This is a genomic window from Solibacillus sp. FSL W8-0372 (assembly GCF_037969735.1).
In the GTDB taxonomy this organism is placed as follows: domain Bacteria; phylum Bacillota; class Bacilli; order Bacillales_A; family Planococcaceae; genus Solibacillus; species Solibacillus faecavium.
Genome location: NZ_CP150204.1, coordinates 949,627 through 971,995, shown reverse-complemented (window position 1 = coordinate 971,995; position 22,369 = coordinate 949,627). Strand labels below are relative to the sequence as shown.

Annotated in this window: 24 protein-coding genes; all 24 read right to left on the bottom strand. The window is 37.6% G+C overall.

The window, feature by feature from the left end; translation table 11 throughout:
- On the bottom strand, positions 1-426 hold the full coding sequence (gene fliL / locus MKY13_RS04665; protein WP_191698402.1) for a flagellar basal body-associated protein FliL: 426 nt from the start codon (positions 424-426) through the stop codon (positions 1-3).
- Positions 416-637: a flagellar FlbD family protein gene (locus MKY13_RS04660; protein ID WP_191698403.1), complete on the bottom strand. Its 222-nt coding sequence runs from the start codon at positions 635-637 to the stop codon at positions 416-418. The genes fliL and MKY13_RS04660 overlap by 11 nt, the downstream gene beginning before the upstream one ends.
- A 75-nt stretch (positions 638-712) precedes the next feature.
- Positions 713-1,693, bottom strand: a complete 981-nt coding sequence (locus MKY13_RS04655; protein WP_191698404.1) for a flagellar hook-basal body complex protein — start codon at positions 1,691-1,693, stop codon at positions 713-715.
- A 97-nt stretch (positions 1,694-1,790) separates the two neighbouring features.
- Positions 1,791-2,162 carry a TIGR02530 family flagellar biosynthesis protein gene (locus tag MKY13_RS04650; RefSeq protein WP_191698741.1) on the bottom strand — a complete coding sequence of 124 codons (372 nt, stop codon included), beginning with the start codon at positions 2,160-2,162 and terminating at the stop codon, positions 1,791-1,793.
- Positions 2,163-2,174: 12 nt separating this feature from the next.
- Positions 2,175-2,864 carry a flagellar hook assembly protein FlgD gene (flgD, locus tag MKY13_RS04645; protein WP_339215500.1) on the bottom strand — a complete coding sequence of 230 codons (690 nt, stop codon included), beginning with the start codon at positions 2,862-2,864 and terminating at the stop codon, positions 2,175-2,177.
- Between the two features lie 3 nt (positions 2,865-2,867).
- Entirely contained in the window at positions 2,868-4,154 is a 1,287-nt protein-coding gene (locus MKY13_RS04640) for a flagellar hook-length control protein FliK (protein ID WP_339215498.1), read from the bottom strand.
- Positions 4,155-4,179: 25 nt separating this feature from the next.
- Positions 4,180-4,842 carry a hypothetical protein gene (locus MKY13_RS04635; RefSeq protein WP_191698407.1) on the bottom strand — a complete coding sequence of 221 codons (663 nt, stop codon included), beginning with the start codon at positions 4,840-4,842 and terminating at the stop codon, positions 4,180-4,182.
- Entirely contained in the window at positions 4,799-5,245 is a 447-nt protein-coding gene (gene fliJ / locus MKY13_RS04630) for a flagellar export protein FliJ (protein ID WP_339215496.1), read from the bottom strand. Before fliJ ends, MKY13_RS04635 begins: the two co-directional genes overlap by 44 nt.
- 2 nt (positions 5,246-5,247) lie before the next feature.
- Positions 5,248-6,573, bottom strand: a complete 1,326-nt coding sequence (gene fliI / locus MKY13_RS04625; RefSeq protein ID WP_191698409.1) for a flagellar protein export ATPase FliI — start codon at positions 6,571-6,573, stop codon at positions 5,248-5,250.
- Between the two features lie 5 nt (positions 6,574-6,578).
- Positions 6,579-7,376, bottom strand: coding sequence for a FliH/SctL family protein (locus tag MKY13_RS04620; protein ID WP_191698410.1), 798 nt, complete (start codon positions 7,374-7,376; stop codon positions 6,579-6,581).
- The gene (gene fliG / locus MKY13_RS04615) at positions 7,369-8,382 is read right to left on the bottom strand and encodes a flagellar motor switch protein FliG (protein WP_191698411.1); all 1,014 of its coding nucleotides are present in this window, start codon (positions 8,380-8,382) and stop codon (positions 7,369-7,371) included. Before fliG ends, MKY13_RS04620 begins: the two co-directional genes overlap by 8 nt.
- Before the next feature lie 14 nt (positions 8,383-8,396).
- Positions 8,397-9,992: a flagellar basal-body MS-ring/collar protein FliF gene (gene fliF, locus MKY13_RS04610; RefSeq protein ID WP_191698412.1), complete on the bottom strand. Its 1,596-nt coding sequence runs from the start codon at positions 9,990-9,992 to the stop codon at positions 8,397-8,399.
- A 57-nt stretch (positions 9,993-10,049) separates the two neighbouring features.
- Positions 10,050-10,358 (bottom strand): flagellar hook-basal body complex protein FliE, encoded by a 309-nt coding sequence (gene fliE, locus MKY13_RS04605; RefSeq protein WP_191698413.1) that lies wholly within the window; start codon positions 10,356-10,358, stop codon positions 10,050-10,052.
- Positions 10,359-10,365: 7 nt separating this feature from the next.
- Positions 10,366-10,830 carry a flagellar basal body rod protein FlgC gene (gene flgC / locus MKY13_RS04600; RefSeq protein WP_339215492.1) on the bottom strand — a complete coding sequence of 155 codons (465 nt, stop codon included), beginning with the start codon at positions 10,828-10,830 and terminating at the stop codon, positions 10,366-10,368.
- A 2-nt stretch (positions 10,831-10,832) separates the two neighbouring features.
- Positions 10,833-11,222 (bottom strand): flagellar basal body rod protein FlgB, encoded by a 390-nt coding sequence (gene flgB, locus MKY13_RS04595; protein WP_191698415.1) that lies wholly within the window; start codon positions 11,220-11,222, stop codon positions 10,833-10,835.
- A gap of 547 nt (positions 11,223-11,769) precedes the next feature.
- Positions 11,770-12,549, bottom strand: a complete 780-nt coding sequence (gene codY, locus MKY13_RS04590) for a GTP-sensing pleiotropic transcriptional regulator CodY (protein ID WP_191698416.1) — start codon at positions 12,547-12,549, stop codon at positions 11,770-11,772.
- An 84-nt stretch (positions 12,550-12,633) separates the two neighbouring features.
- Complete coding sequence (gene hslU / locus MKY13_RS04585) at positions 12,634-14,025, bottom strand: ATP-dependent protease ATPase subunit HslU (protein ID WP_339215489.1); 1,392 nt, start codon at positions 14,023-14,025, stop codon at positions 12,634-12,636.
- Positions 14,025-14,567 carry an ATP-dependent protease subunit HslV gene (gene hslV, locus MKY13_RS04580; protein ID WP_191698418.1) on the bottom strand — a complete coding sequence of 181 codons (543 nt, stop codon included), beginning with the start codon at positions 14,565-14,567 and terminating at the stop codon, positions 14,025-14,027. Before hslV ends, hslU begins: the two co-directional genes overlap by 1 nt.
- 19 nt (positions 14,568-14,586) lie before the next feature.
- Positions 14,587-15,486: a tyrosine recombinase XerC gene (gene xerC / locus MKY13_RS04575; RefSeq protein WP_191698419.1), complete on the bottom strand. Its 900-nt coding sequence runs from the start codon at positions 15,484-15,486 to the stop codon at positions 14,587-14,589.
- A 262-nt stretch (positions 15,487-15,748) separates the two neighbouring features.
- Positions 15,749-17,062, bottom strand: a complete 1,314-nt coding sequence (gene trmFO / locus MKY13_RS04570) for an FADH(2)-oxidizing methylenetetrahydrofolate--tRNA-(uracil(54)-C(5))-methyltransferase TrmFO (protein WP_191698420.1) — start codon at positions 17,060-17,062, stop codon at positions 15,749-15,751.
- Positions 17,063-17,080: 18 nt separating this feature from the next.
- A complete protein-coding gene (gene topA / locus MKY13_RS04565) occupies positions 17,081-19,165 on the bottom strand; it encodes a type I DNA topoisomerase (protein WP_339215485.1) in 2,085 nt (694 codons plus the stop codon).
- A gap of 124 nt (positions 19,166-19,289) precedes the next feature.
- On the bottom strand, positions 19,290-20,183 hold the full coding sequence (gene dprA, locus MKY13_RS04560; protein ID WP_339215483.1) for a DNA-processing protein DprA: 894 nt from the start codon (positions 20,181-20,183) through the stop codon (positions 19,290-19,292).
- Positions 20,184-20,288: 105 nt separating this feature from the next.
- Entirely contained in the window at positions 20,289-21,191 is a 903-nt protein-coding gene (sucD, locus tag MKY13_RS04555; protein WP_191698423.1) for a succinate--CoA ligase subunit alpha, read from the bottom strand.
- Positions 21,188-22,369: an ADP-forming succinate--CoA ligase subunit beta gene (sucC, locus tag MKY13_RS04550; protein WP_191698424.1), complete on the bottom strand. Its 1,182-nt coding sequence runs from the start codon at positions 22,367-22,369 to the stop codon at positions 21,188-21,190. Before sucC ends, sucD begins: the two co-directional genes overlap by 4 nt.

The following is a 22,369-nucleotide window of genomic DNA, read 5'->3' as shown; positions in this document are numbered from 1 at the left end:
TTATTGAAGTACATATGAAGTAATATATACTTGTGTAATCTCTCCAACTTGCATTAACTCATTTACTTGAGATTTTATCGAATTCTGGAAAGCTATTTTACCTTGCTTACCTTCCAAAGCCTCTTCTTCCATTTCTGAAAGTTCCTGAATAACGATGTTTTTCACTTGGAAATCACGTTTCAGTAATTCTTCTCCAGCTTTTTTATCTGAAGCCTGAATTTTTAACGTTATTCGAACAAAGCTTCCATCAGCTAAATTCGTTGTAATTTCCGGGATATCGACTGATGACTCAACAATTTCATCAATTGACGGACCACTTGATTTTTGTTTATCAAGCTGAGTTATTAATACCACTACAATAATACCTAATAGTGTAATAGTCACTAAAATAATGAGCATTATCGTTAATAATTTATTATTCTTCATCTTCTTCACCTCTTAGATGCGGGTTAGATAAAACTTGTATATTTTGATAAAATACCTTCACCTTCTGCCGCACCTGTTCTTCAGTTTCTAAAACAATGAATTTACGCCCAGTCGTCAGCGTAATTTGGGTATCTGGAAAAGCTTCGACTGTTTCTATGTATAGAGCATTTAAAGTAAATGCTTTGCCATTCAGACGAGTTACTTCGATCATTGAAATAGGGCCGGAACTGCACTTGAGAGCCGGCCCGCCCCCCCTTTACAATGAATATATAATTTGTATTTTAGATTATCGTTTTAAGTTAACTAACTCTTGTAAAATCTCATCTGAAGTTGTGATAATTCGAGAATTTGCCTGGAAACCACGTTGTGCCACGATCATTTCAGTGAATTCTTCAGAAAGGTCTACGTTGGACATTTCCATGAATCCTGATTGAACAGAACCGATACCTTCAACAGTAGCTGTTTGACCATACGCAACTCCCGAGTTTGCAGTTTCTTGGAAATAGTTACCCCCATTTTTCTGTAACCCCGATGCATTTGGAAACTTCGCTAATATGAGTTGTCCCGCATATTGACGGTCTCCTTTATAGTCAACATAGTTAACTGTTCCATCTTGACCAATTGTCATTGACTGTGCTGTAGTAGGAATACGAATAGGATTACTAAATGTTGCTAAATCGATTTGCGGCGCACCACCACTCCCATCAATTAAGTTTCCAGGCAAAAGTAAACCATTTTCTTCTTTATCATTATCCGCTTCACTACCGTCAATTGTAGTTGTATCGTCAATCGATAAAGTATCATTAGCATGACCTACTAAATATTTACCTTCTCCATTTACTAAATAACCATTTCTATCCATATAGAAATTACCAGCTCGCGTATAAAGAATGTTTTCATAACCTGGGTCTGCAATATCACCAGTAATAGGATCTGGTTCACCCAACGAGTCGGCTACCATGAAGAAACCATCACCTGAAATTGCTAAGTCAAGAATACGTCCTGTTGTTTGCATTGATCCTGGATTATGAATAGTATCAATTGCTGCTAATTGTGAACCTAAACCTACTTGAGTTGCGTTTACTCCCCCACGAGTTGGAGTAGGAGCAGATGCACCTGCTTGTGTTTGTGATATTAAATCTTTAAAAATTGTGCGTTCCTTTTTAAATCCATAAGTATTAACATTTGCGATATTATTCCCAATCACGTCTAATTTCGTTTGGAAGTTTTTTAACCCTGAAATACCTGAATACATTGAACGTAACATATTATGCCGTTCTCCCTTCAATTTCCAATTTTATATTTTTGTTTAGTTGTCTCAATCAGTCAACAACTGTAGGCTTCCTTACTTCTGAAGGTCCAGCCTATAAGAGAATTGTTCCATCGATATTTGTAAATATTTGTTGTTTTGCTTCGGTACGGTCTAATGCTGTAATGACCGTTGCATTTTTAGCACTTACAATCAAAGCCGCCTGTTCTAAAAGAACTAATGGCTGTTTCACACCTTTATCTTTTGCCTCGGAAACCTTTTCAGTAATTTGCTGCCATTCTTTCGCTGAAATTGAAATATTACGTTCCTTCAGACGTTCTGATGCATGCTTACTTATTTTAAGGTCCTCTACCGTTGCTTGTTTTAAATGGTCTATAAACGACTGTTTAGATACCTCGGTATTTTGTTTAACTGCTGGCTGGATAGGTGGATGATACGGTATATGTTGTATATTTACTCGATTCATCATATTCCCCTCTTACTCTGGCGCCGTTTCAGTATTTTGTGTGATGACAGTAAATTGTTCCTTCGTTAAACGAGATCCATCATTTAAAATATACTCGATATTTACGTTATTCGTTTTAATGGCTTCAATAATGGCTTCAATTAACTGTTCTCCACTCGTATATTGAACTTTTTGTCCAATAAGTTGACTAGCTTCTGCTAATGGATTCCCAGCTGGGATACTCGGTTGTGCTGAACTATCACTACCTAAAATAGATGATATATTACCGGGTTTTATTTCTTTTCCATCTGCTAAGACGAATACTGCGTCACCGTCTACAAATTTCAATTCTTTAATAACGCTTGTACCTTCGTTATAAATCGGCTTATTATCTGCATCTACTTTATCTGTAAGCTCATGCCATTTCACTTCTTTACCGACGAAAGTTGAATAATTCATTAACTGCGTTTGCTCTTGAGATGCGAGTAAGTTCTCCATCGCTTTTGTCATATTCTGCATTTGCTCTAAAGAAGAAAACTGTGCCATTTGTGAAATAAATTCTTTATCGTCCATTGGGCTTGTTGGGTCCTGATTTTGAAGCTGAGTAATTAATATTTTTAAAAACGCATCTTTTCCAAGTGCTCCGTTATCTTGCTTATCTGTTACTTTGAAATTAGGATTATTTGCAGGTAAATAATAATCATTTGAAATTGGGTTTGTCATTGACTATACCTCCTCACTTAATAAATCTTTAAACGAAATAGTTTCTTCTTCAGGGTTATCTTCCTTTTCCTCTAATTCTTCTTCTTTTTGTTTACCGAAGAAGTTATTGAAGAAATTTTGATCACGAGTATTACGATCCGCATCCTGTAATGATTGTGCGACATCTATTCTATCCATTTGGATATTTTGCGCTACAAAGCCAGCTTTTAATTGGTTAATATTATTTTCTAATAGTTCTTTACCCATTGCAGTCGTTGCTAATAATCGAGCAGTAAGTACACCATCTTTTTGCACTAATTCAATACGGATTTGACCTAAGTTTTCTGGGAATAGTTTTAAAAACAATTTCATATTGCCTGGTTGACCAGAAAGTTGACTACGATTGATTAAGTTTTGAATTTCTTTTACTAGCGCCTCTGATTGTGCTGGTTTTTCAGCTGGTAATGTAATTGTAACGTTTTTTATTTGAGTCGATTGTTGCTGTAATTGAATAGCCGATTGTGTATCAGATTCAATTTTCACAGTAGTCTGTTGAGTCGATTGATTTTGTTGCGATTGATTTTGACTGTTTTGCTGAGACGATTGCTGTGTTACTTGTTGTACTATTTGTTGAAAAGTACTTGTTTTCGTCGTATTTTGCTCTAGATCAACTGTTTTTCGAGTTTCATTTGCCAATGCTAATAATGCTTCTTTTAATTGCCCTAATTGAACTTCCTGCTGATATACTGTGTCAACTTTATTTCCTAAAAGCTCTGTCAACTTTAAAAATTGAATGACTTGTTGTAATTCTTTTGGTTGAACATTTAAGGAATCATTTTGTTGTAACCCTTGAATTGTCGCTAATATTTCACTCAAAATTTGTGGTGCTTGCTCGATAATTGACCAAATATCTTTAATTTCATGATTTGTATTACCTAATAATTGCTCAATAGTTCGAGTAAGTTGCTCCTCAGTCATGCCTACAAGTTCTGCTAGGTTTTCAAGTGATAACATTTCATCAACTGAAATTGGTGTACATTCCTCGCCAATGAAAGCAAATAACTCCGAATCGTCCATTTCAATACCTAATTGCTGTAACAAACTTAGCAATGAATCATTTTCTAAGATATCTGTCACACTGTTAGCTAAAGAATCTTCAGTCGATTCTATTTGTTGATTAGTCTGCTTTGTTGTTGAGACGATAGATTGAAACACACTCCCAAAAGCCTTTTCATTGGGTACTGAAGATTGTACTGTATTTGATTGCAATACTTGCTTCGGCATTTTTGTTTGTAACATTCCTATATTCATCTGTTCCACCTCCCTTCAAAGTTACTTATTGTTGAGATAATAACTCGGTATAACGAGCCGCATCTGCAGGAGTCATTTTCGTAAAAATTGCTGATAATGTATCGGGTTTCATACTCGACATTATACGCAAGCTTTCCGTATCACTCATTTGAACTAGTATCGGTGCTGCCGTTTTAGCGGACATTTTTTCAAAAGTTGATAGGATTTCTTTAAATTCCTTTTGTGTCTCTTCCTGATTGCGTTTAAGTTTTTCTATTTCAAACAGTAGACGTTCCTGCTCAACCAACAGCTCTTCCTTTTCAATTACAGAAGAATCTATTTGTGATTGGAGCTGAGAAATTTGAGCTTCTTTCTCCTGAATCTCCGCTTGCAATTCTACAACTTTTTGTTCATTTACTAAACTGTTTTCTATAACTCCTTCGCCTTCTTCAGAGCTGATAAATGGAATTTTCTCAACGACACCATCCGCCATTTTAAATACGTTATATTCCGTCACAGATGTAATAATTAATAAAATTGCAATAAGGAACATAAATGGAATTAAAAACAAATAAAAAAACTTTTTAAAAAAACCGGGTTGAGATTCTACTTCATTTTCTTCCACCTGTTGTTCTATTTTATTTTTATTTCTTTTTGCCACGGAATCACCTAATTTCTTTCTTGAAAAACGCAATCGTTGAAAGCTCATCTAGTTGCATTGCTTCAATGCGTAACTGATCCTCTTTAAATCTTTCAAAATCGTTTTCACGCATTTTTTCGTATTTACGTACTTCCAAGTTTTTTTCTAATAATTTTTGCTCATGCCAATTCATTTTTGCCCGCGCCTGTACTACTTTTTGCTGGGCATCTTCAATTGTTTTTTCCATGCTATCGATGAATTTAGAATAATGGTTAATTTCATCTATAGAAGAGCCTTCTTTTAAGCGTTCCTGCTGATAGACAATTAAACCTTCCTTTTTCTTCAATAGTCCATATAGCTTTGTCGCAATTTCCTCAAATACATGGACTGATTCTTTAAAGGCAAGTTCAGATTCTGTTTTTTCCTGATCTTTTACAATAAGGATTTTTTCAAAACGATAATTGTAATTCATACTTAACGTGCACCACCATTCGATAACGCGATAATTTCATTTACAGTTTGATCGATTGAAACTTTATCTTTATACCCTTGCTTTAGAAACGCGGTAATAAGCGGTTCATATAAAATAGCTTCATCGATTTCTTTTGATGTACCACGTTTATAAGCACCTATATTGATTAAGTCCTCCGATTTCGAATATGCGTAATACAATTCCCGCAATCGGCTTGCTGCACTTACATGTTCCGGATCAGCGATATGATTCATCAAACGACTTACGCTCTTTAACACATTTATCGCAGGATATTGTCCTTTATTTGCAAGATTCCGATCCAATACGATATGTCCATCCAATATTCCGCGCACTGCATCGGCAATCGGTTCATTCATATCATCACCGTCTACTAACACCGTATAAAACGCGGTAATTGTGCCGTTCACATTCGTACCGGAACGCTCCAATAATGTTGGCAAAATAGCGAATACAGAAGGAGTATATCCTCTAGTTGCCGGTGGTTCTCCGATAGCCAGTCCAATTTCACGTTGGGCCATCGCTACACGGGTCACGGAATCCATCATCAACATAACGTTTTTTCCACGATCCCGGAAATATTCTGCAATCGCTGTTGCTGTAAACGCTGCTTTTATTCGCATAAGTGCCGGCTGATCACTAGTTGCTGCTACCACGACAGAACGCTTTAACCCTTCAGGACCTAAATCACGTTCAATAAATTCCCGAACTTCCCGTCCACGCTCACCGACAAGGGCGATTACATTAATATCTGCCTCTGTATTACGTGCAATCATACCGAGCAATGTACTTTTCCCGACTCCTGAGCCGGCAAATATACCGACACGTTGACCACTTCCCACAGTAAGCATCCCGTCTATAGCCTTTACCCCAACTTCCAATTGTTCATTTATCGGGGGACGACTTAATGGATTTGGGGGATCTTTTTCTGTCTGGACAGTTGTTAAACCTCTTGGCAACGCTTGCCCATCAAACGGGTTTCCCATCGCATCCAATACTTTCCCGATTAGTTCCGGACCTACTTTCACTTCTAACGGTGTTCCGGTTCCTTCTACGAGACAGCCAATTGATATTTCCTTTAAAGATGAATACGGCATTAAAATGACGATTTCATCTTTAAAGCCCACCACTTCAGCCAGCAAAACCTGATTACCGTTTTTGGATGTTTGAACATGGATTTTACATACATCCCCAATCGAACTCTCCGGACCTTGCGACTCTATCATCAAGCCAACAACCCGTGTAACTCTTCCATATTTTTTAAATGTATTTAAATTAGGAATTTGTTCAACTAATTGAGCCGCTTTCATCCGTATCATTCCTTACTTTCGATTAGTTCATATAATTGTCGGCGAAGCTCTTGCAATTGGTCATCTATCGATACGACAATTCGTCCATGATTCGTTTCTATATAACTTTCAGTAGACTCTAAATCTTCATTGACAAAAATCATAAAAGGTACATTTGCAGGAAACATTTCAGCCAATTCATTATGATGCTCTGTAATGAGCGCATGGTATTCAGGCGAAACATATAGTTTTATTTCTTTCATTTCACGTGCCTCTTTTAATCCACGTTCAATAATAGAGACAAAAAGCTGATCATCCCGGTCCAGCTGCGCATTAATAATACGCTCTGTAGCCGTTAAAGCTAGTTCCAGTAATACTGTTTCCTGTGATTCTATATAGGCGGCAGCATTTTTTTGTGCATCATTCATTGTATTATTGGCTATTTGCAATTGCTGTTGCATATTGGCATTTGCCTTTTGAATACCATCTTCGTATCCTTGGGCAAATCCGGCATCATACGCTTCTAGTTGAAGTAATGATTTTTCTTCTTCCCATGCTTGCTTTAGAGCATCAATTGTAGCGAGCTGTTCATTACGATATTGCTCGAACTGAAGTTTTTGCTGCTCTATTTCATTTGATGTCTCCTTTAACATTTGTTGACGTTCACGTTGAATGTCTTCAATCGTTAATTGAGGTGTATCGTCCATTTGTTCTTCTTCCGTTTTCGCATAATGAATAGGCTCGAAGAAGTTTTGAAGTTTAATCTCTACAGTAGACGCTTCTTCTGCTTTTTGTGCATTTGTTGAACGGATGATTCTAGACAATTACGTCATCTCCTCCACCACGTGCAATTATAATTTCCCCTGCATCTTCTAAGCGGCGTATTACTGCAACGATGCGGGATTGTGCTTCTTCTACATCACGCAGACGTACTGGCCCCATAATATCCATTTCTTCACGGAATGTCTCAGCCATACGTTGCGACATATTGCGGAAAATAATTTCCTTTACTTCATCTGAAGAAACTTTCATTGATAATAGTAGGTCTTCGTTTTCACAGTCTCGGATAACCCGTTGAATTGAACGGTTGTCCAATGTAACGATATCCTCGAACACAAACATACGTTTCTTAATTTCCTCCGCAAGTTCTGGGTCTTGAATTTCAAGCGCATCGAGAATTGTCTTTTCTGTTTGACGATCTACACCATTCAATACTTCCACCACTGCATCGACGCCACCTGTTTCTGTGTAATCCTGTGTAACTGTCGATGACAATTTACGTTCCAATACGGATTCAATTTCACTAATTACTTCTGGTGAAGTAGATTCCATAATGGCAATTCGCTTTGCAATATCTGCCTGTACTTCCTGTGGCAATGAAGAAAGAATTACCCCTGCTTGCCCCGGTTCCAAATAAGAAAGAATAAGGGCAATTGTTTGAGGGTGTTCATTTTGAATAAAATTAAAAATTTGTGACGGGTCTGCTTTTCTAGCAAAATCAAATGGTCTTACTTGCAACGAGGAAGTTAGACGATTTAAAATAGCCTGCGCTTGTTCAGCACCTAATGCTTTTTCAAGAACGGTCTTTGCATAACCAATACCACCTTGCGTAATATAATCTTGCGCAAGTGCAATTTGATGAAATTCTTCTATAATCTCTTCTTTAACATTCGATTCTACTTTTTTTACACCAGAAATTTCTAGTGTGAGGCGTTCAATTTCCTCTTCACTTAAATGCTTATATACAGAAGCCGAGACTTCCGGTCCTAGAGAAATCAGCAGTAAAGCAGCCTTTTGCTTTCCTGACAAGTCTTTATCTTTCTTGGACACAGCTGAACCTCCTATTAGTCTTCAGCAATCCAACTACGCAATAGCTTCGCAAAATCTTCTGGCTTTTCTTTTGCCATTTTTTCTAATTGCTTACGGCGTACAGTCGCTTCAGTTTCTTTTTCTTCAGAAATATCTTCTATTTCAATTAATTGTTGTTGCTGTTCTATTATTTCCAATTCTTCTTCTTCTTGTTTGCGTCTACGTACTCGAATGACGTAAATTATCAGTAAGACAATTGCTACTAGTAAAATACCGCCAATGACCCATACCCACCAAGGAATAACTGATTCCGGCTGTCCGTCGGATGAATTGTTACCTTGGAATTGCTGTACAGATACAACTATACGATTGGCAATCTCTTCATCTGTTAAATTACCTGCAGCTTCTTGATCAATTGAAGTACGGACAATTGTCGACAAAATTTCCTCGATATCTGTACGGACACCTTGATCAAACTCATCTACTGCGTTAGGTGGTGCTACCATTACTTGAATGCCTAAATTCCGAATTTTGTATGGACTTTCCTGGATTTCACGACGTATACGATTGACATCGTTATTAATTGTTTCCTCTACACGCTCATAATCGCCATCACCTGTAGCACCTTCCACATAATCAACAAAGTTATCCGTAACGCCTCCAGCTTCTGTGGAACCCTCTGCTCCGGCTCCAGCTGCACCTGAATACGTTTCCGTAATACGTTGGGCACTTATTTCTATACCCGTCATATTTTCTTCGTCAACAGGCTGTACTAAGTTTTCTTCACGATTTTCTTTTTTAAAGTCAATATCTGCCGATACATTTACTACGACATTCTCCGGTCCGATTAACGTAGCAAGCATTTGCTGAACTTGGCGCTGTAAATCGCGTTCAATCGTCTTCTTTACTTCCATCTGTCCCGTAACCGTATTGATCCCGTTACCCCCACTTTCTGCAGAAGCAAGGTCATAATATTCGGAATACTGGTTCATAATGGTAATATTTTCTTTCGGTAAATTCGGAATACTCATAGAGATTAAATTAAATAATCCTTTAATTTGATCATCCGAAAATTTATGTCCCGGAGCTGTATTTAATACAATCGCCGCTTGTGCCTCACCTTTCGCATCCTTAAGGAATACGCCTTCTTCCGGTAAACTTATCATGACACTCGCATCTTTAACACCTTCGAATTTACGGACTAAGTTAGCTAAATCAGTTTCGATTGTCGCTTGTTTTATAACATTAAATTCATTGTCCGTCATACCAAACCCGGCATTCGATGTGAAAAACGAAGTATCAATTTCACCAGAATCAGGATATCCTTGTGCCGCTAACGATACTTGTAGATCCTGCACTTTATTTTCCGGTACCAGTATTGTAGTACCACCATTTGTCACTTCATATTTTACACCTTGTGAAGCAAGTACTTCCGTAATCCTTCCTACCTCAGCTTGAGACATTTCCGGAAATAACTGCGCCATTGTAGTGCGTGTCGAAAAATATGTAATTGTAGCTGCAATTGCAATCACAGCTAAAAGTGCTCCAATTATCGCACCTTTTTGATTTTTTGTGCGACTTTGCCAGAAACCAGTGGAGTCGCTTTTAATTTTAGTAAGTCGTTCATTCATTATGAATCCTCCGCTAATAGTGAATGCCCAACAATTTATTATTCGTTGTTCAAATCATTACACACTCATACGCATAATTTCTTGATAAGCTTCCACAGCTTTATTACGAACTTCAATTGTTGTGTTTAAAGTAACACTTGCTTTTTGCGCTGCAACCATTACTTCAAATAAATCAACATCTCCACCATTGATTAATTTTTGTGTCATTGTATCTGATGTTTTTTGATGTTCATTTACACTAGCAATCGCTTCTTTTAAAGTATTTGCAAATTGTTGCTGTGCATTTGCAGGTGTTATTTGATTCTGAACATTTAACTCATTCACAGATTGTGCGGGAGACATAAATGTTATTGGATTAATTGCCATTTAATAATCATCCTTTCCCAATTTCTAGAGCTTTTGTTAACATATTTTTGTTTGCATTAAAAGCAGTAATATTCGCTTCATATGATCTGCTCGCAGAAATTAAATCAACCATCTCTTTTAATACGTCAACATTCGACATTTGTACATAGCCGTCATCATTTGCATCAGGATGTGCCGGATCATAAACTAGCTTAAATGGCGTCTCTGTATCATCTTTAATGGAGGAAACTTTCACTCCACTCCCCACACCGCTTTTCACCGTTTTGCCCATCGCAGTATTCAAGAAACTGGAAAATTGACCTTCCTGTTCTTTTAAAGTAACGGATTTCTTACGGTATGGCTCCCATTCTCCGTTCACTTGTTTTGCCCGGGTCGTATCAACATTTGCTATATTCGAAGAAATAACATCCATGCGCAAACGTTGTGTCGTTAAGGCAGAAGCTGTCGTATTCATACTATGAAAAATCGACATGATTATCTCCCTCCTTTGACAACATTATTTAATGTTGAGAATTTACTGCTAATCCGGTCGATAAGCGCATTGTAGTAAATTGTGTTTTCTGCCAATTTTGCTTGTTCGGCATCCATATTCACTGCGTTACCATTTGGTCTACTACGGAAATTATTTGAGTAAACACCATTACCGCCAATTTCCATTTTAAAATCGTAATGTCTGGCATCTGTACGATAGGCCGAGATAGAATCTTTTTTCACATCATTGAAAACGTCTTTAAAGCTTACTTCTTTTGTTTTATAGTTCGGTGTATCAACATTTGCAATATTTTGGGAAATTGCTTTATTCTTTAATGTAGCATACGAAAGTCCATTTTCCAGGTTGCGTATAGTGCCACCAAATAAATCCAAATTGCTCACCTCATTCATTGTTTGCTAAATAATGTTCCTAAAAACTTAATAATACAATTGTAATTATAATAATCCATAGTGTCTATTGACTTTTGTCCCTATTAGATAGGCTTATTTGACTATTTTTTGTATTTTTCTTTTTACTAAATTAGTATTTAAATCAATAAAATTGAAATATTACAGAGTAACTTAATCCTTTTGCACCTAACATTTTATTATTATAATATAAAGTTACTACTTTTTAGTATATTAAGCACTTCATTACAAATGAGTATTTAGTGCTTCATTTAAATTCAACCTAACATATCATACACTAAAACCCTGTGAAAGTCGGGTTTTATTATAACAATTCATAATATTGTAACAAAACATTTGTCACATCATTTATAATTTATCATAGGTATAAATAATATTTATTTGATTTCTTATTCTAATTCATAACTATCATTACTTTTACATAATTAACCATTATAGTTCTTTATAATTATTCGGCTAAAATAAAAAAACAGACATAACAAGGAGAACCTCATTATGTCTGTAATTTTTTTTATTTCATTTTGATTTCAGCTAAAGCTGTTAAGAATTTATCATTTAAAACTTTAATATATGTTCCCTTCATCCCTAAAGAGCGTGATTCAATAACACCCGCGGATTCAAGTTTACGTAATGCGTTAACGATAACCGAGCGAGTAATTCCTACACGGTCAGCAATTTTAGAAGCTACTAGCAAACCTTCATTGCCGTCTAGCTCTTCAAAAATATGCTCAATCGCTTCAAGTTCCGAATAAGATAACGAGTTAATCGCCATTTGAACAACAGCCTTCGAACGTGCTTCCTCTTCAATCTCTTCCGACTTTTCACGCAAGATTTCCATACCAACAACAGTTGCCCCATATTCAGCAAGTATTAAATCATCATCTTCAAATTGATCACTTATGCGCGCTAAAATTAACGTTCCTAAACGATCACCGCCACCAATAATAGGAACAATAGTAGTTAAACCGTTTGAAAACAGATCTTTGTTTTCAACAGGGAATGCTGTATGTTCATTGTTAACATCCAAGTTAGGAGATGTTTCAGTAATATTGAATAGGTTTTGTGTATATGCTTCCGGGAATTGACGCACTTCAAACATTTTTTTCATACGCTCATTCTCGATTTGCTGGTGAATTGAAATACCCAACAATTTCCCTTTTCGGCTTACGATAAATACGTTACTTTCGATTATATCACCTAAAGTGTTGGCCATTTCTTTAAAGTTAACTGGTTTCCCAGCGGATGCTTGTAACATTGAGTTGATTTTTCGTGTTTTTGTTAATAAATTCATTTCTATTTCCTCCTACAGGACTTGTTTAATTCACTTAATATTCTAAAGGTTTTTACAATTTAAAGATACTATTTCAACTTATTATTACAGAATAAATTGCGATAAATCTTTATTTTTTACTATATTCGACAATTTTTGATCGACATAATTCGGGGTAATGTCGATATGTGCCGGTGCAATTTCAGAAGCTTCATAAGATAACTCTTCAAGTAAACGTTCCAAAATTGTGTGAAGTCGACGGGCACCAATATTGTCTGTTTCCTGATTTACTTCTGTAGCAATTTCTGCAATACGTTCAATTGCTTCTTTTGTAAATTCTAGAGTAACGCCTTCTGTTTCAAGTAACGCTTTATATTGTAAAATTAACGACTGATCCGGCTCCTGTAATATGCGCACAAAATCATCCTTCGTTAATTTTTCAAGTTCTACACGAATCGGGAATCGTCCTTGCAGTTCCGGGATTAAATCACTCGGCTTAGATATATGGAAAGCACCTGCTGCGATAAAAAGCATATAATCGGTTCTAACAGTTCCATATTTCGTATTTACGGTTGAACCCTCTACAATTGGTAATATATCTCGCTGTACCCCTTCACGGGATACTTCTGCAGAGGAAGAACCTTTACTCGCAATTTTGTCAATTTCATCAATAAAAATAATACCTGACTGTTCCGCACGGTGAATTGCTTCACTGGATAAAGCATCTGTATCGATTAGTTTATTGGCTTCTTCCTGAACTAAAATGCGTCGCGCATCCTTTACTTGGACTTTGCGTTTTTTTGTTTTTTTCGGCATTAAATTAGACAGCATATCTTGCATACCGTTTGCATTATCCATATTCATCCCCGGCATTGCATCAAAAAGTGATGGTGCACTTTCCGTTACTTCAATCGTAACCCACTGTTCTTCTAATTTTCCGTCTTTTAAATCCTGAGCAATTTGCGCACGCCGCGTACGAATTTCTGGCTCTTCCTGCTGAGCTGTATCTTCTTGGGCAGTATCTTTTTGACCAAACAGCATTTCAAATGGATTTTGCGTAAGCTTTTCTTTTACTTTTGAAGGGACTAATAGTTTTATTAGTACATCATTCGCGTTACGCTCAGCTTGTTCCTTAACCGCTTCAACCATCTCGTCTTTCACAAGGCGACGGGACGCTTCCACTAGGTCACGTACCATTGATTCGACATCACGACCCACATATCCGACTTCTGTAAACTTCGTTGCCTCCACTTTAATAAATGGAGCATTCGTTAGTTTAGCGATTCTACGTGCAATTTCTGTCTTCCCTACACCAGTAGGTCCAATCATTAATATATTTTTCGGAATTACTTCAGTTTTTAGTTCTTCACTTAGCAGTGAACGGCGATAACGGTTGCGCAATGCAATCGCAACAGCACGCTTGGCAGTTTCCTGACCAACAATATGTCGGTTCAAATGTTCCGTAATCTGTCTTGGTGTTAAATTGATCGAAGTCATTATAATACCTCCACGATTATATTATGGTTTGTAAACACACAAATATCCGCAGCAGTCGTTAATGCAGCCTCTGCGATTTCCTTTGCCGTCAAATGATCTGCAGCATGTTTCTTTAATGCACGACCCGCGGATAATGCGTAATTCCCACCTGAACCGATTGCTAAAATACCATCATCCGGTTCAATTACTTCACCTGTGCCTGATACAAGCAGCAATGTTGATTTATCCATTACGAGTAGCATAGCCTCTAGCTGTCGCAGCATTTTATCTCCACGCCATTGTTTCGCTACTTCGACTGCAGCCCTTTGTAGATTGCCATTATATTCATTGAGCTTTGCCTCAAACATTTCAAATAATGTAAATGCATCTGCAACAGAACCAGCAAATCCCGCTAACACTTTCCCATTAAACAGACGTCTGACCTTACGTGCCGTATGCTTCATTACAACAGCATTTCCTAGTGTTACTTGACCATCCCCGGCCATTGCACATTCACCTTTATGATGAACGGCGAATATCGTTGTCGCATGAATTTGACCCATATTTCATTTCCCCCTTAACTTATGCTCTCGGATGACTTTTCATATATGTCTTTCTTAAAGCTTCTTTCGTTACATGAGTATAAATCTGAGTTGAAGATAAATTCGCGTGCCCTAGTAATTCCTGAACTGTACGCATATCCGCTCCATTATTCAATAGATGCGTAGCAAAGGTGTGGCGCAGCATATGTGGATAAATTTTAGTGTGCATACTTGCATTATCGATCATCTCACTTAATATATAACGCACACCGCGGGTAGTAAGTTCGCCACCTCGCATATTGACAAAGACTTTTTGATGGTTTTCTTTTTTCATTAAAGATGGACGGACCTGCTCTATATAACGAGTAAGTGCCTCATGCGCATACTGTCCAAACGGGATAATTCGCTCTTTACGCCCTTTTCCCATGACACGGACAATACTGTAATGAAAATCGATGTCTGCAATTTCTAAACTTACACATTCACTTACACGCATGCCGGTAGCATATAGAATCTCCAACAATGCAATATTGCGAATTTGGATTGGCTCATTGCCTTCATTTTTTTCGAATAGTTGTTTCAATTCTTCCTCATAAAAAAAGCTCGGTAATCGCTCTTCCTTTTTCGGATGATAAAGTGAACGAAACGGAGCATCATCAATATTCAGTTCTCGATTTAAAAACCGAAAAAAAGAACGGATAGATGAGATTTTCCTTGAGATGGAAGTTCTTGCTTTTTGTTCATCATAAAGCTTTGTTACATACAAACGTGCATGGATATATTCAACTTCTGTAATTTTTTGTACACCTTCAGAATGTAAAAACGCAAAAAATTCATGTAAATCAGATTGATATTCTCGAACGGTATGTAGAGAAAAGTTCTTTTCCAACTGTACATATCGAATAAATTGTTCTAAATGATTTTGCAATGATACATCCATCCTGTATACCCCCATTTCATACAAAAGAAAAATGATGTGTATGGACACTTAATATTTCCTAAAAAAACATACATATTGACACTATACCTATCATGATAACTTTTCAAGTAAAATATGCTAGAATTATTCGTTTTTCTTGTATTTATTCAGCTAATCTAATAATTATCACGATATTTTTTCTATTTTATCCATTATTTCACAGGAATTATTGTATAAATGTAAAAGCCCTTAAAGTATATCAGTCTTTAAGGGCTTTTCGCAATTAAATTACTTGAGTATTAATAAAATTCTGAATTGATTCCAATGCGCGATTTGCATGTCGCTCTGCACGCTCCGGCTTTGATTTAATGCGTTCGCCAAGTTCTGGGAAAATCCCGAAGTTAACGTTCATCGGCTGGAAGTTTTTCGCGTCTGTATGTGTAATGTAACGAGCCATCGCACCTAACGCTGTTTCGTGCGGGAAGTACAGCAACTCTTGACCTAGCGCCATGCGAGCGGCGTTGATTCCCGCTATTAACCCACTACCTGCAGATTCCACATAACCTTCAACTCCAGTCATTTGACCAGCAAAGAATAGGTTTGGACGTGCTTTTAACTGATACGTCTGTGTTAACACTTTCGGTGAGTTGATAAATGTATTACGGTGCATTACCCCGTATCTTACAATTTCCAAATTCTCTAAACCTGGAATCATTGAGAAGACACGCTTTTGTTCAGGCCATTTTAAATGCGTTTGGAAACCTACCAGATTATAAAGTGTTCCTGCTGCATCATCCTGACGCAATTGAACAACCGCATATGGACGTTTATTTGTTTTAGGATCCTCTAAACCTACTGGCTTCATTGGACCGAATGTCATTGTTTTTTCACCACGAGCAGCCATTACTTCAATTGGCATACAGCCTTCGAAATACTTTTCTTTTTCGAATTCCTTTAGTGGTGCACATTCTGCAGTAATTAATGCTTCACGGAATGCGTTGAACTCTTCTTTCGTCATTGGACAATTCAAATATGCCGCTTCACCTTTGTCGTAGCGTGATTTTAAGTATACTTTGTCCATGTCGATTGAATCTTTTTCGATAATAGGTGCAGCTGCATCATAGAAGTATAAATACTCTTCCCCAGTCAGCCCTTGAATTTGTTTTGCTAATGCTTCGGATGTTAATGGTCCTGTCGCAATAACAGTAATTCCTTCAGGGATTTCAGTTACTTCTTCATTAATAACCTCAATTAACGGATGGTTTTTCACTTTATCTGTTACATGCCCCGCAAACTCATGACGGTCTACAGCCAAGGCTCCACCTGCAGGTACTGAGCTATTGTCTGCTGCTGCAATAATAACAGAATCCAATTTGCGCATTTCTTCTTTGATTACACCAACAGCATTTGTTAAGCCATTTGCACGTAAAGAGTTGGAACATACAAGTTCAGCGAATTTATCAGTGTGATGTGCAGGAGTTTGCTTTACAGGGCGCATTTCATATAAACGTACGTTCACGCCACGCTTTGCAATTTGCCATGCTGCTTCAGAACCGGCTAAACCAGCACCAATTACATTTACTATTTGTTGTGTCATTTTTGTTACCTCTTCATTTTATTGTGATGGTGTTTCTTCATAATCACATTCACTGTTTGTACATTGAATTTGAACACCTTTTTTCAATTTCTTCTCTACTAATAATGAACTACATTTCGGACAAGGTCTACTAATTGGCTTATCCCATGAAACAAAATCACAATCCGGATAGCGATTGCAACCGTAGAAAATCCGCTTCGTTTTGGATTTACGCTCAACAATTTCACCATCGTCACATGTTGGACATTTAACATCGATCGGTTTGACTATCGCTTTTGTGTTACGGCAATCAGGGAAGTTGGAACAAGCCATAAATTTCCCGTAACGTCCAAGTTTAAATACCATTGGATTACCGCATTTTTCACAGTCTTCTCCTGCAGGCTCATCTTTTATTTCGATTTTTTCCATCACTTCATCCGCATGTTTAACACGTGGTTCAAAATCTTTATAAAATTCATCGATTACATTTACCCATTTTGTAATGCCTTCTTCGATTTCATCCAGATTCTGTTCCATTTGTGCAGTGAATTCGATATTAATGATTTCCGGGAAAAACTCCAGTGTTGCCTGGTGGACAATTTCACCAAGCTCTGTAGGTACGAAACGTTTTGCATCCAGTTGAACATAGCCACGTTTTTGAATGGTATCCAATGTCGGTGCATATGTTGATGGTCGACCTATACCTAGCTCCTCTAACGATTTCACAAGACGCGCCTCCGAATAGCGTGGTGGTGGTTGTGTGAAATGTTGCTTCGGCTCGATTTCAAGTGACTTAACTTTATCGCCAACCTTCATTTCAGGAAGGAGTTTATTCGTTTCTTCTGTTTGATCATCTGTTCCTTCGATATAAAGTTTCATGAATCCCGCAAACTTTACTTGAGAACCATTTGCACGGAATAATACATCGTTATTCTGAAGGTCTACTGTTACCGTATCCAGGACTGCCGGCGCCATTTGACTAGCGATAAAGCGTTCCCAAATTAAACGGTACAGACGCAGCTGATCACGGCTTAAAATCGTTTTTAGTTCTTCTGGCGTACGCATCGCACTCGTTGGTCGAATCGCTTCATGGGCATCTTGTGCATTCGCCTTTGATTTCGCTTGTTTTTGCTCTAACGCGATGAAGTCTTTGCCGTACTTTGTTTCGATATACGATATAGCTTCCGATTTTGCAGTTTCCGAAATTCGGGTTGAGTCTGTACGCATATACGTAATTAAGCCGACTGCGCCTTCTTTTTTGCTTAGCTCAATACCTTCATAAAGCTGTTGGGCAAGCATCATTGTTTTTTTCGCACGGAAGTTTAACTTACGCGCGGCTTCTTGTTGTAGTGAGGATGTAGTGAAAGCAGGTGATGCATTACGCTTACGCTCTTTCTTTACAACATTCATAACTTCGAAGTCAGAGCCTTTTACACGTTTTAAAACATCCTTAACCTGGGCTTCATTTGTTAGTTTAATTTTTTCTTTGCCGTCTCCGTAGTAGAAAGCATCAAATTGCTTTTTACTTTTCTCGAAGCTCGCATCAATAGACCAATATTCTTCTGGTATAAAGCTTTTAATTTCATTTTCCCGATCGATAATTAGACGCAATGAAACCGATTGCACACGACCTGCAGACAAGCCTTTTTTCACTTTTTTCCATAGAATCGGACTAATATTATAACCTACTAGACGGTCTAGAATACGACGTGCTTGTTGTGCATCCACTAGATCCATATTAATCGGACGTGGGTGTTTGAAGCTTTCTAATATGGCTTCTTTCGTAATTTCATTAAATACGACACGGCAATCTGATTGAATATCAACATTCAATGCTGTTGCTAAGTGCCAGGCAATTGCTTCCCCTTCACGGTCTGGATCGGCTGCGAGATAAATCTTTTTCACTTTTTTTGCTGCCGATTTCAGATCCTGGAGTACCGGACCTTTTCCTCGAATCGTAATATATTTTGGTTCATAATTATTTTCGGTATCAATTCCCATTTGACTACGTGGTAAATCACGTACATGTCCAATTGAAGCTTTTACTTTATATTTTTTTCCTAAGTAGCGTTCAATTGTTTTTGCCTTTGCAGGTGATTCAACAATTACTAAATAATCTGCCATCTGTTTTCCTCCTTATAGAGGTATTGTTATTTTCTTAAATTCAATCATATGAATTTGTCAATGTTTTTCAAAGCTTTTCCTGTTGCAAAATGTATAACAGATTGGCTAATAATGCAACTTTTTTTCAACGATATTTTGAAAACATTTGTAATTCCTGAAGGATTTGAAAGCCATTCCACACCGGAATTGCCCCTTCTTTTATTAATTTATTTGTACCTCGCGAATGCTCACTGAATATATTTCCAGGCACCGCAAACACTTCTTTTCCTTGTTCAAGTGCAAGCTCTGTAGTAATTAAAGTACCGCTTTTAAGTGCAGCTTCTGTAACGATAAGCGCTTCACTTAGACCGCTAATAATTCGGTTGCGTGCGGGAAAATGCCATTTTTGCACGCCTACATAAGGAGGGTATTCTGTTACTAATAAATGTTCGCTTGCCATATGCTTGCTTAATTCTATATTTTCTTTCGGATAATGATGGAACAAACCATGTCCCAATACACCGATTGTCTTTCCACCATAACCAATTGTTGCCTCATGTGCAAGTCGGTCTGCTCCTTTAGCAAGACCGCTGACTATGATGAATTGTTCATCGATTAGTGGAGGAATCAGCATTTTCAATACTTCCTCACTATAGCTAGTTGCTCCTCTGGAACCAATGACCGCAATTATTTTTGATTTATTTAATAATTGTATATCCCCTTTTGCATAAAGCACTGCTGGCGCATCGTAAAGTTGTTTCAATCGTTCCGGATAAAATTGACTTGTATAGGGGATGGCGTGAATATTTTCTTGCTCATAATAACTTGTTATTGAATTTGGCAATAGTTCTTTATAATGACGTAGAAGCTGTATGGCTTTTTCTTCTTTAATTTTTAAATGCAACGCTAAAATTTTTGGTGAAACATGTAACATTTTGTCGAAATCTTCTAAAATAGTCATCAATTTTTGGAATTTTTGCCATGATAGAGGGAGGATATAGTGTAGTTTCAATAATTGTTCATTTAAGTGATTCATCATTTCAACACTCCTTTTATAATAGAAGAAATTAAAATGACCGCTTTTATAAATAGTGAGGTAGACATACGAAAAAGATGTAGCGAGGCGACCGCTACATCTTTTATATTAATGTGTTTTACAAACTTCGTATAGACCTTTTTCTTTAATTACTTTAATTAGTGTCTCTCCAATAACAGAAGGTGTAGGGGCAACTTCAATACCCGCTGCGTTCATCGCTTTAATTTTCTCTGCAGCTGTTCCTTTACCACCAGAAATGATAGCACCAGCGTGTCCCATACGTTTACCTGGAGGAGCTGTTTGACCACCGATAAAGCCTACAACCGGTTTTGTCATGTTAGCCTGAATCCACTCTGCTGCTTCTTCCTCCGCTGTACCGCCGATTTCCCCAATCATTACTACTGCATATGTTTCAGGGTCTTCATTGAACGCTTTTAGGCAATCGATAAAGTTTGTACCATTTACTGGGTCTCCACCGATTCCTACTGCTGTTGTTTGGCCAATACCCGCTTGAGATAATTGATGTACAGCTTCATATGTTAACGTTCCAGATCTAGATACAACGCCTACATGCCCTTTTGTATGAATATAACCTGGCATAATACCAATCTTGCATTCATCTGCTGTAATAACACCAGGACAGTTTGGACCTACTAAACGTGTTTTTTTGCCTTCCATATAGCGCTTAACTTTTACCATATCAAGGACAGGAATGTGCTCTGTTATACAAATAGTCATATCCAAATCAGCGTCAACCGCTTCAATAATTGCATCTGCTGCAAACGGTGCCGGTACATAAATAACCGATACGTTTGCACCAGTAGCATCTACTGCTTCCTGTACAGTATTAAATACAGGAACACCCTCGATTTCTAGACCGCCTTTACCAGGTGTTACCCCAGCAACGATTTTTGTTCCGTATTCCAACATTTGTTTCGTATGGAAAAGGGCTGTTTCCCCTGTAATCCCTTGTACGATTACTTTTGTGTCTTTATTAATGAATACGCTCATGCCTTAACCCCGCCTTCAGATTCAACTAATTTCACGATTTTTTGTGCGCCATCAGCCATAGAGTCAGCGGCTACAATATTTAAACCAGATTCATTTAATAATTTTTTACCAAGTTCTACGTTCGTTCCTTCCAAACGTACAACTAACGGAACTTTTAAGCCTACTTCTTTTGCAGCTGTAATAACACCTTCTGCAATGATATCGCACTTCATAATTCCACCGAAAATGTTTACAAAAATACCTTTTACATTTTTGTCTGATAAAATAATTTTAAATGCTTCTGTTACTTTTTCAGCTGTTGCACCGCCCCCAACATCAAGGAAGTTTGCGGGTGAACCGCCATAATAGCTAATTGTATCCATCGTAGCCATAGCAAGACCTGCACCATTTACCATACAGCCAATGTTGCCATCTAAAGAAATATAGCTTAAGTCATATTTTGAGGCTTCAATTTCCTTTGCATCTTCCTCATCAAAGTCACGTAATTCTACGATATCTTTATGACGGTACAGTGCATTTGCATCAAAATTGAATTTTGCATCAAGCGCCACTACCTGGTCATCACCAGTTACAACTAGCGGGTTGATCTCTACTGTCGATGCATCTTTATCGATAAATGCTTTGTAAATACCAAGCATTAATCCTACTGCTTTATTTACTAACTTCGCCGGAATATTCATATTGAATGCCATACGGCGTGCTTGGAAGGCATTCAAGCCTGTTACTGGATCGATTATTTCTTTGAAGATTTTTTCTGGATTAGATTCTGCTACTTCCTCAATATCCATACCGCCCTCTTCAGAACCCATCATTACTACTCTAGAAGTTGCACGGTCTAATACTAAACTTAAATAGTACTCTTTTTTAATGTCCGAACCTTCCTCTATATAAAGACGTTTTACTTCTTTACCGTCTGGACCTGTTTGGTGCGTTACTAAAACTTTCCCTAGCAGTTCTTTTGCGTAAGAGCGAACTTCATCTAAGTTTTTCGCAATTTTTACGCCTCCTGCTTTACCTCGGCCACCTGCATGGATTTGCGCTTTTACTACTGTTACATTTGAACCTAGTTCTTTTGCTGCCTTTACCGCTTCTTCTGGTGAAAACGCGACACTCCCTTTAGGAACCGCAACGCCGTACTGCCTTAATATTTCTTTCCCTTGATACTCATGGATATTCAT

Excerpts from the sequence above, each read along its gene's own strand:
- fliL (WP_191698402.1), bottom strand. The coding sequence starts at position 426 with ATGAAGAATAATAAATTATTAACGATAATGCTCATTATTTTAGTGACT.
- MKY13_RS04660 (WP_191698403.1), bottom strand. The coding sequence starts at position 637 with ATGATCGAAGTAACTCGTCTGAATGGCAAAGCATTTACTTTAAATGCT.
- MKY13_RS04655 (WP_191698404.1), bottom strand. The coding sequence starts at position 1,693 with ATGTTACGTTCAATGTATTCAGGTATTTCAGGGTTAAAAAACTTCCAA.
- MKY13_RS04650 (WP_191698741.1), bottom strand. The coding sequence starts at position 2,162 with ATGAATCGAGTAAATATACAACATATACCGTATCATCCACCTATCCAG.
- flgD (WP_339215500.1), bottom strand. The coding sequence starts at position 2,864 with ATGACAAACCCAATTTCAAATGATTATTATTTACCTGCAAATAATCCT.
- MKY13_RS04640 (WP_339215498.1), bottom strand. The coding sequence starts at position 4,154 with ATGAATATAGGAATGTTACAAACAAAAATGCCGAAGCAAGTATTGCAA.
- MKY13_RS04635 (WP_191698407.1), bottom strand. The coding sequence starts at position 4,842 with ATGAGCTTTCAACGATTGCGTTTTTCAAGAAAGAAATTAGGTGATTCC.
- fliJ (WP_339215496.1), bottom strand. The coding sequence starts at position 5,245 with ATGAATTACAATTATCGTTTTGAAAAAATCCTTATTGTAAAAGATCAG.
- fliI (WP_191698409.1), bottom strand. The coding sequence starts at position 6,573 with ATGAAAGCGGCTCAATTAGTTGAACAAATTCCTAATTTAAATACATTT.
- fliF (WP_191698412.1), bottom strand. The coding sequence starts at position 9,992 with ATGAATGAACGACTTACTAAAATTAAAAGCGACTCCACTGGTTTCTGG.
- fliE (WP_191698413.1), bottom strand. The coding sequence starts at position 10,358 with ATGGCAATTAATCCAATAACATTTATGTCTCCCGCACAATCTGTGAAT.
- flgC (WP_339215492.1), bottom strand. The coding sequence starts at position 10,830 with ATGTCGATTTTTCATAGTATGAATACGACAGCTTCTGCCTTAACGACA.
- codY (WP_191698416.1), bottom strand. The coding sequence starts at position 12,549 with ATGAATTTATTAACAAAAACACGAAAAATCAACTCAATGTTACAAGCA.
- hslU (WP_339215489.1), bottom strand. The coding sequence starts at position 14,025 with ATGACTTCGATCAATTTAACACCAAGACAGATTACGGAACATTTGAAC.
- hslV (WP_191698418.1), bottom strand. The coding sequence starts at position 14,567 with ATGGGTCAAATTCATGCGACAACGATATTCGCCGTTCATCATAAAGGT.
- xerC (WP_191698419.1), bottom strand. The coding sequence starts at position 15,486 with ATGGATGTATCATTGCAAAATCATTTAGAACAATTTATTCGATATGTA.
- trmFO (WP_191698420.1), bottom strand. The coding sequence starts at position 17,062 with ATGACACAACAAATAGTAAATGTAATTGGTGCTGGTTTAGCCGGTTCT.
- topA (WP_339215485.1), bottom strand. The coding sequence starts at position 19,165 with ATGGCAGATTATTTAGTAATTGTTGAATCACCTGCAAAGGCAAAAACA.
- dprA (WP_339215483.1), bottom strand. The coding sequence starts at position 20,183 with ATGATGAATCACTTAAATGAACAATTATTGAAACTACACTATATCCTC.
- sucD (WP_191698423.1), bottom strand. The coding sequence starts at position 21,191 with ATGAGCGTATTCATTAATAAAGACACAAAAGTAATCGTACAAGGGATT.
- sucC (WP_191698424.1), bottom strand. The coding sequence starts at position 22,369 with ATGAATATCCATGAGTATCAAGGGAAAGAAATATTAAGGCAGTACGGC.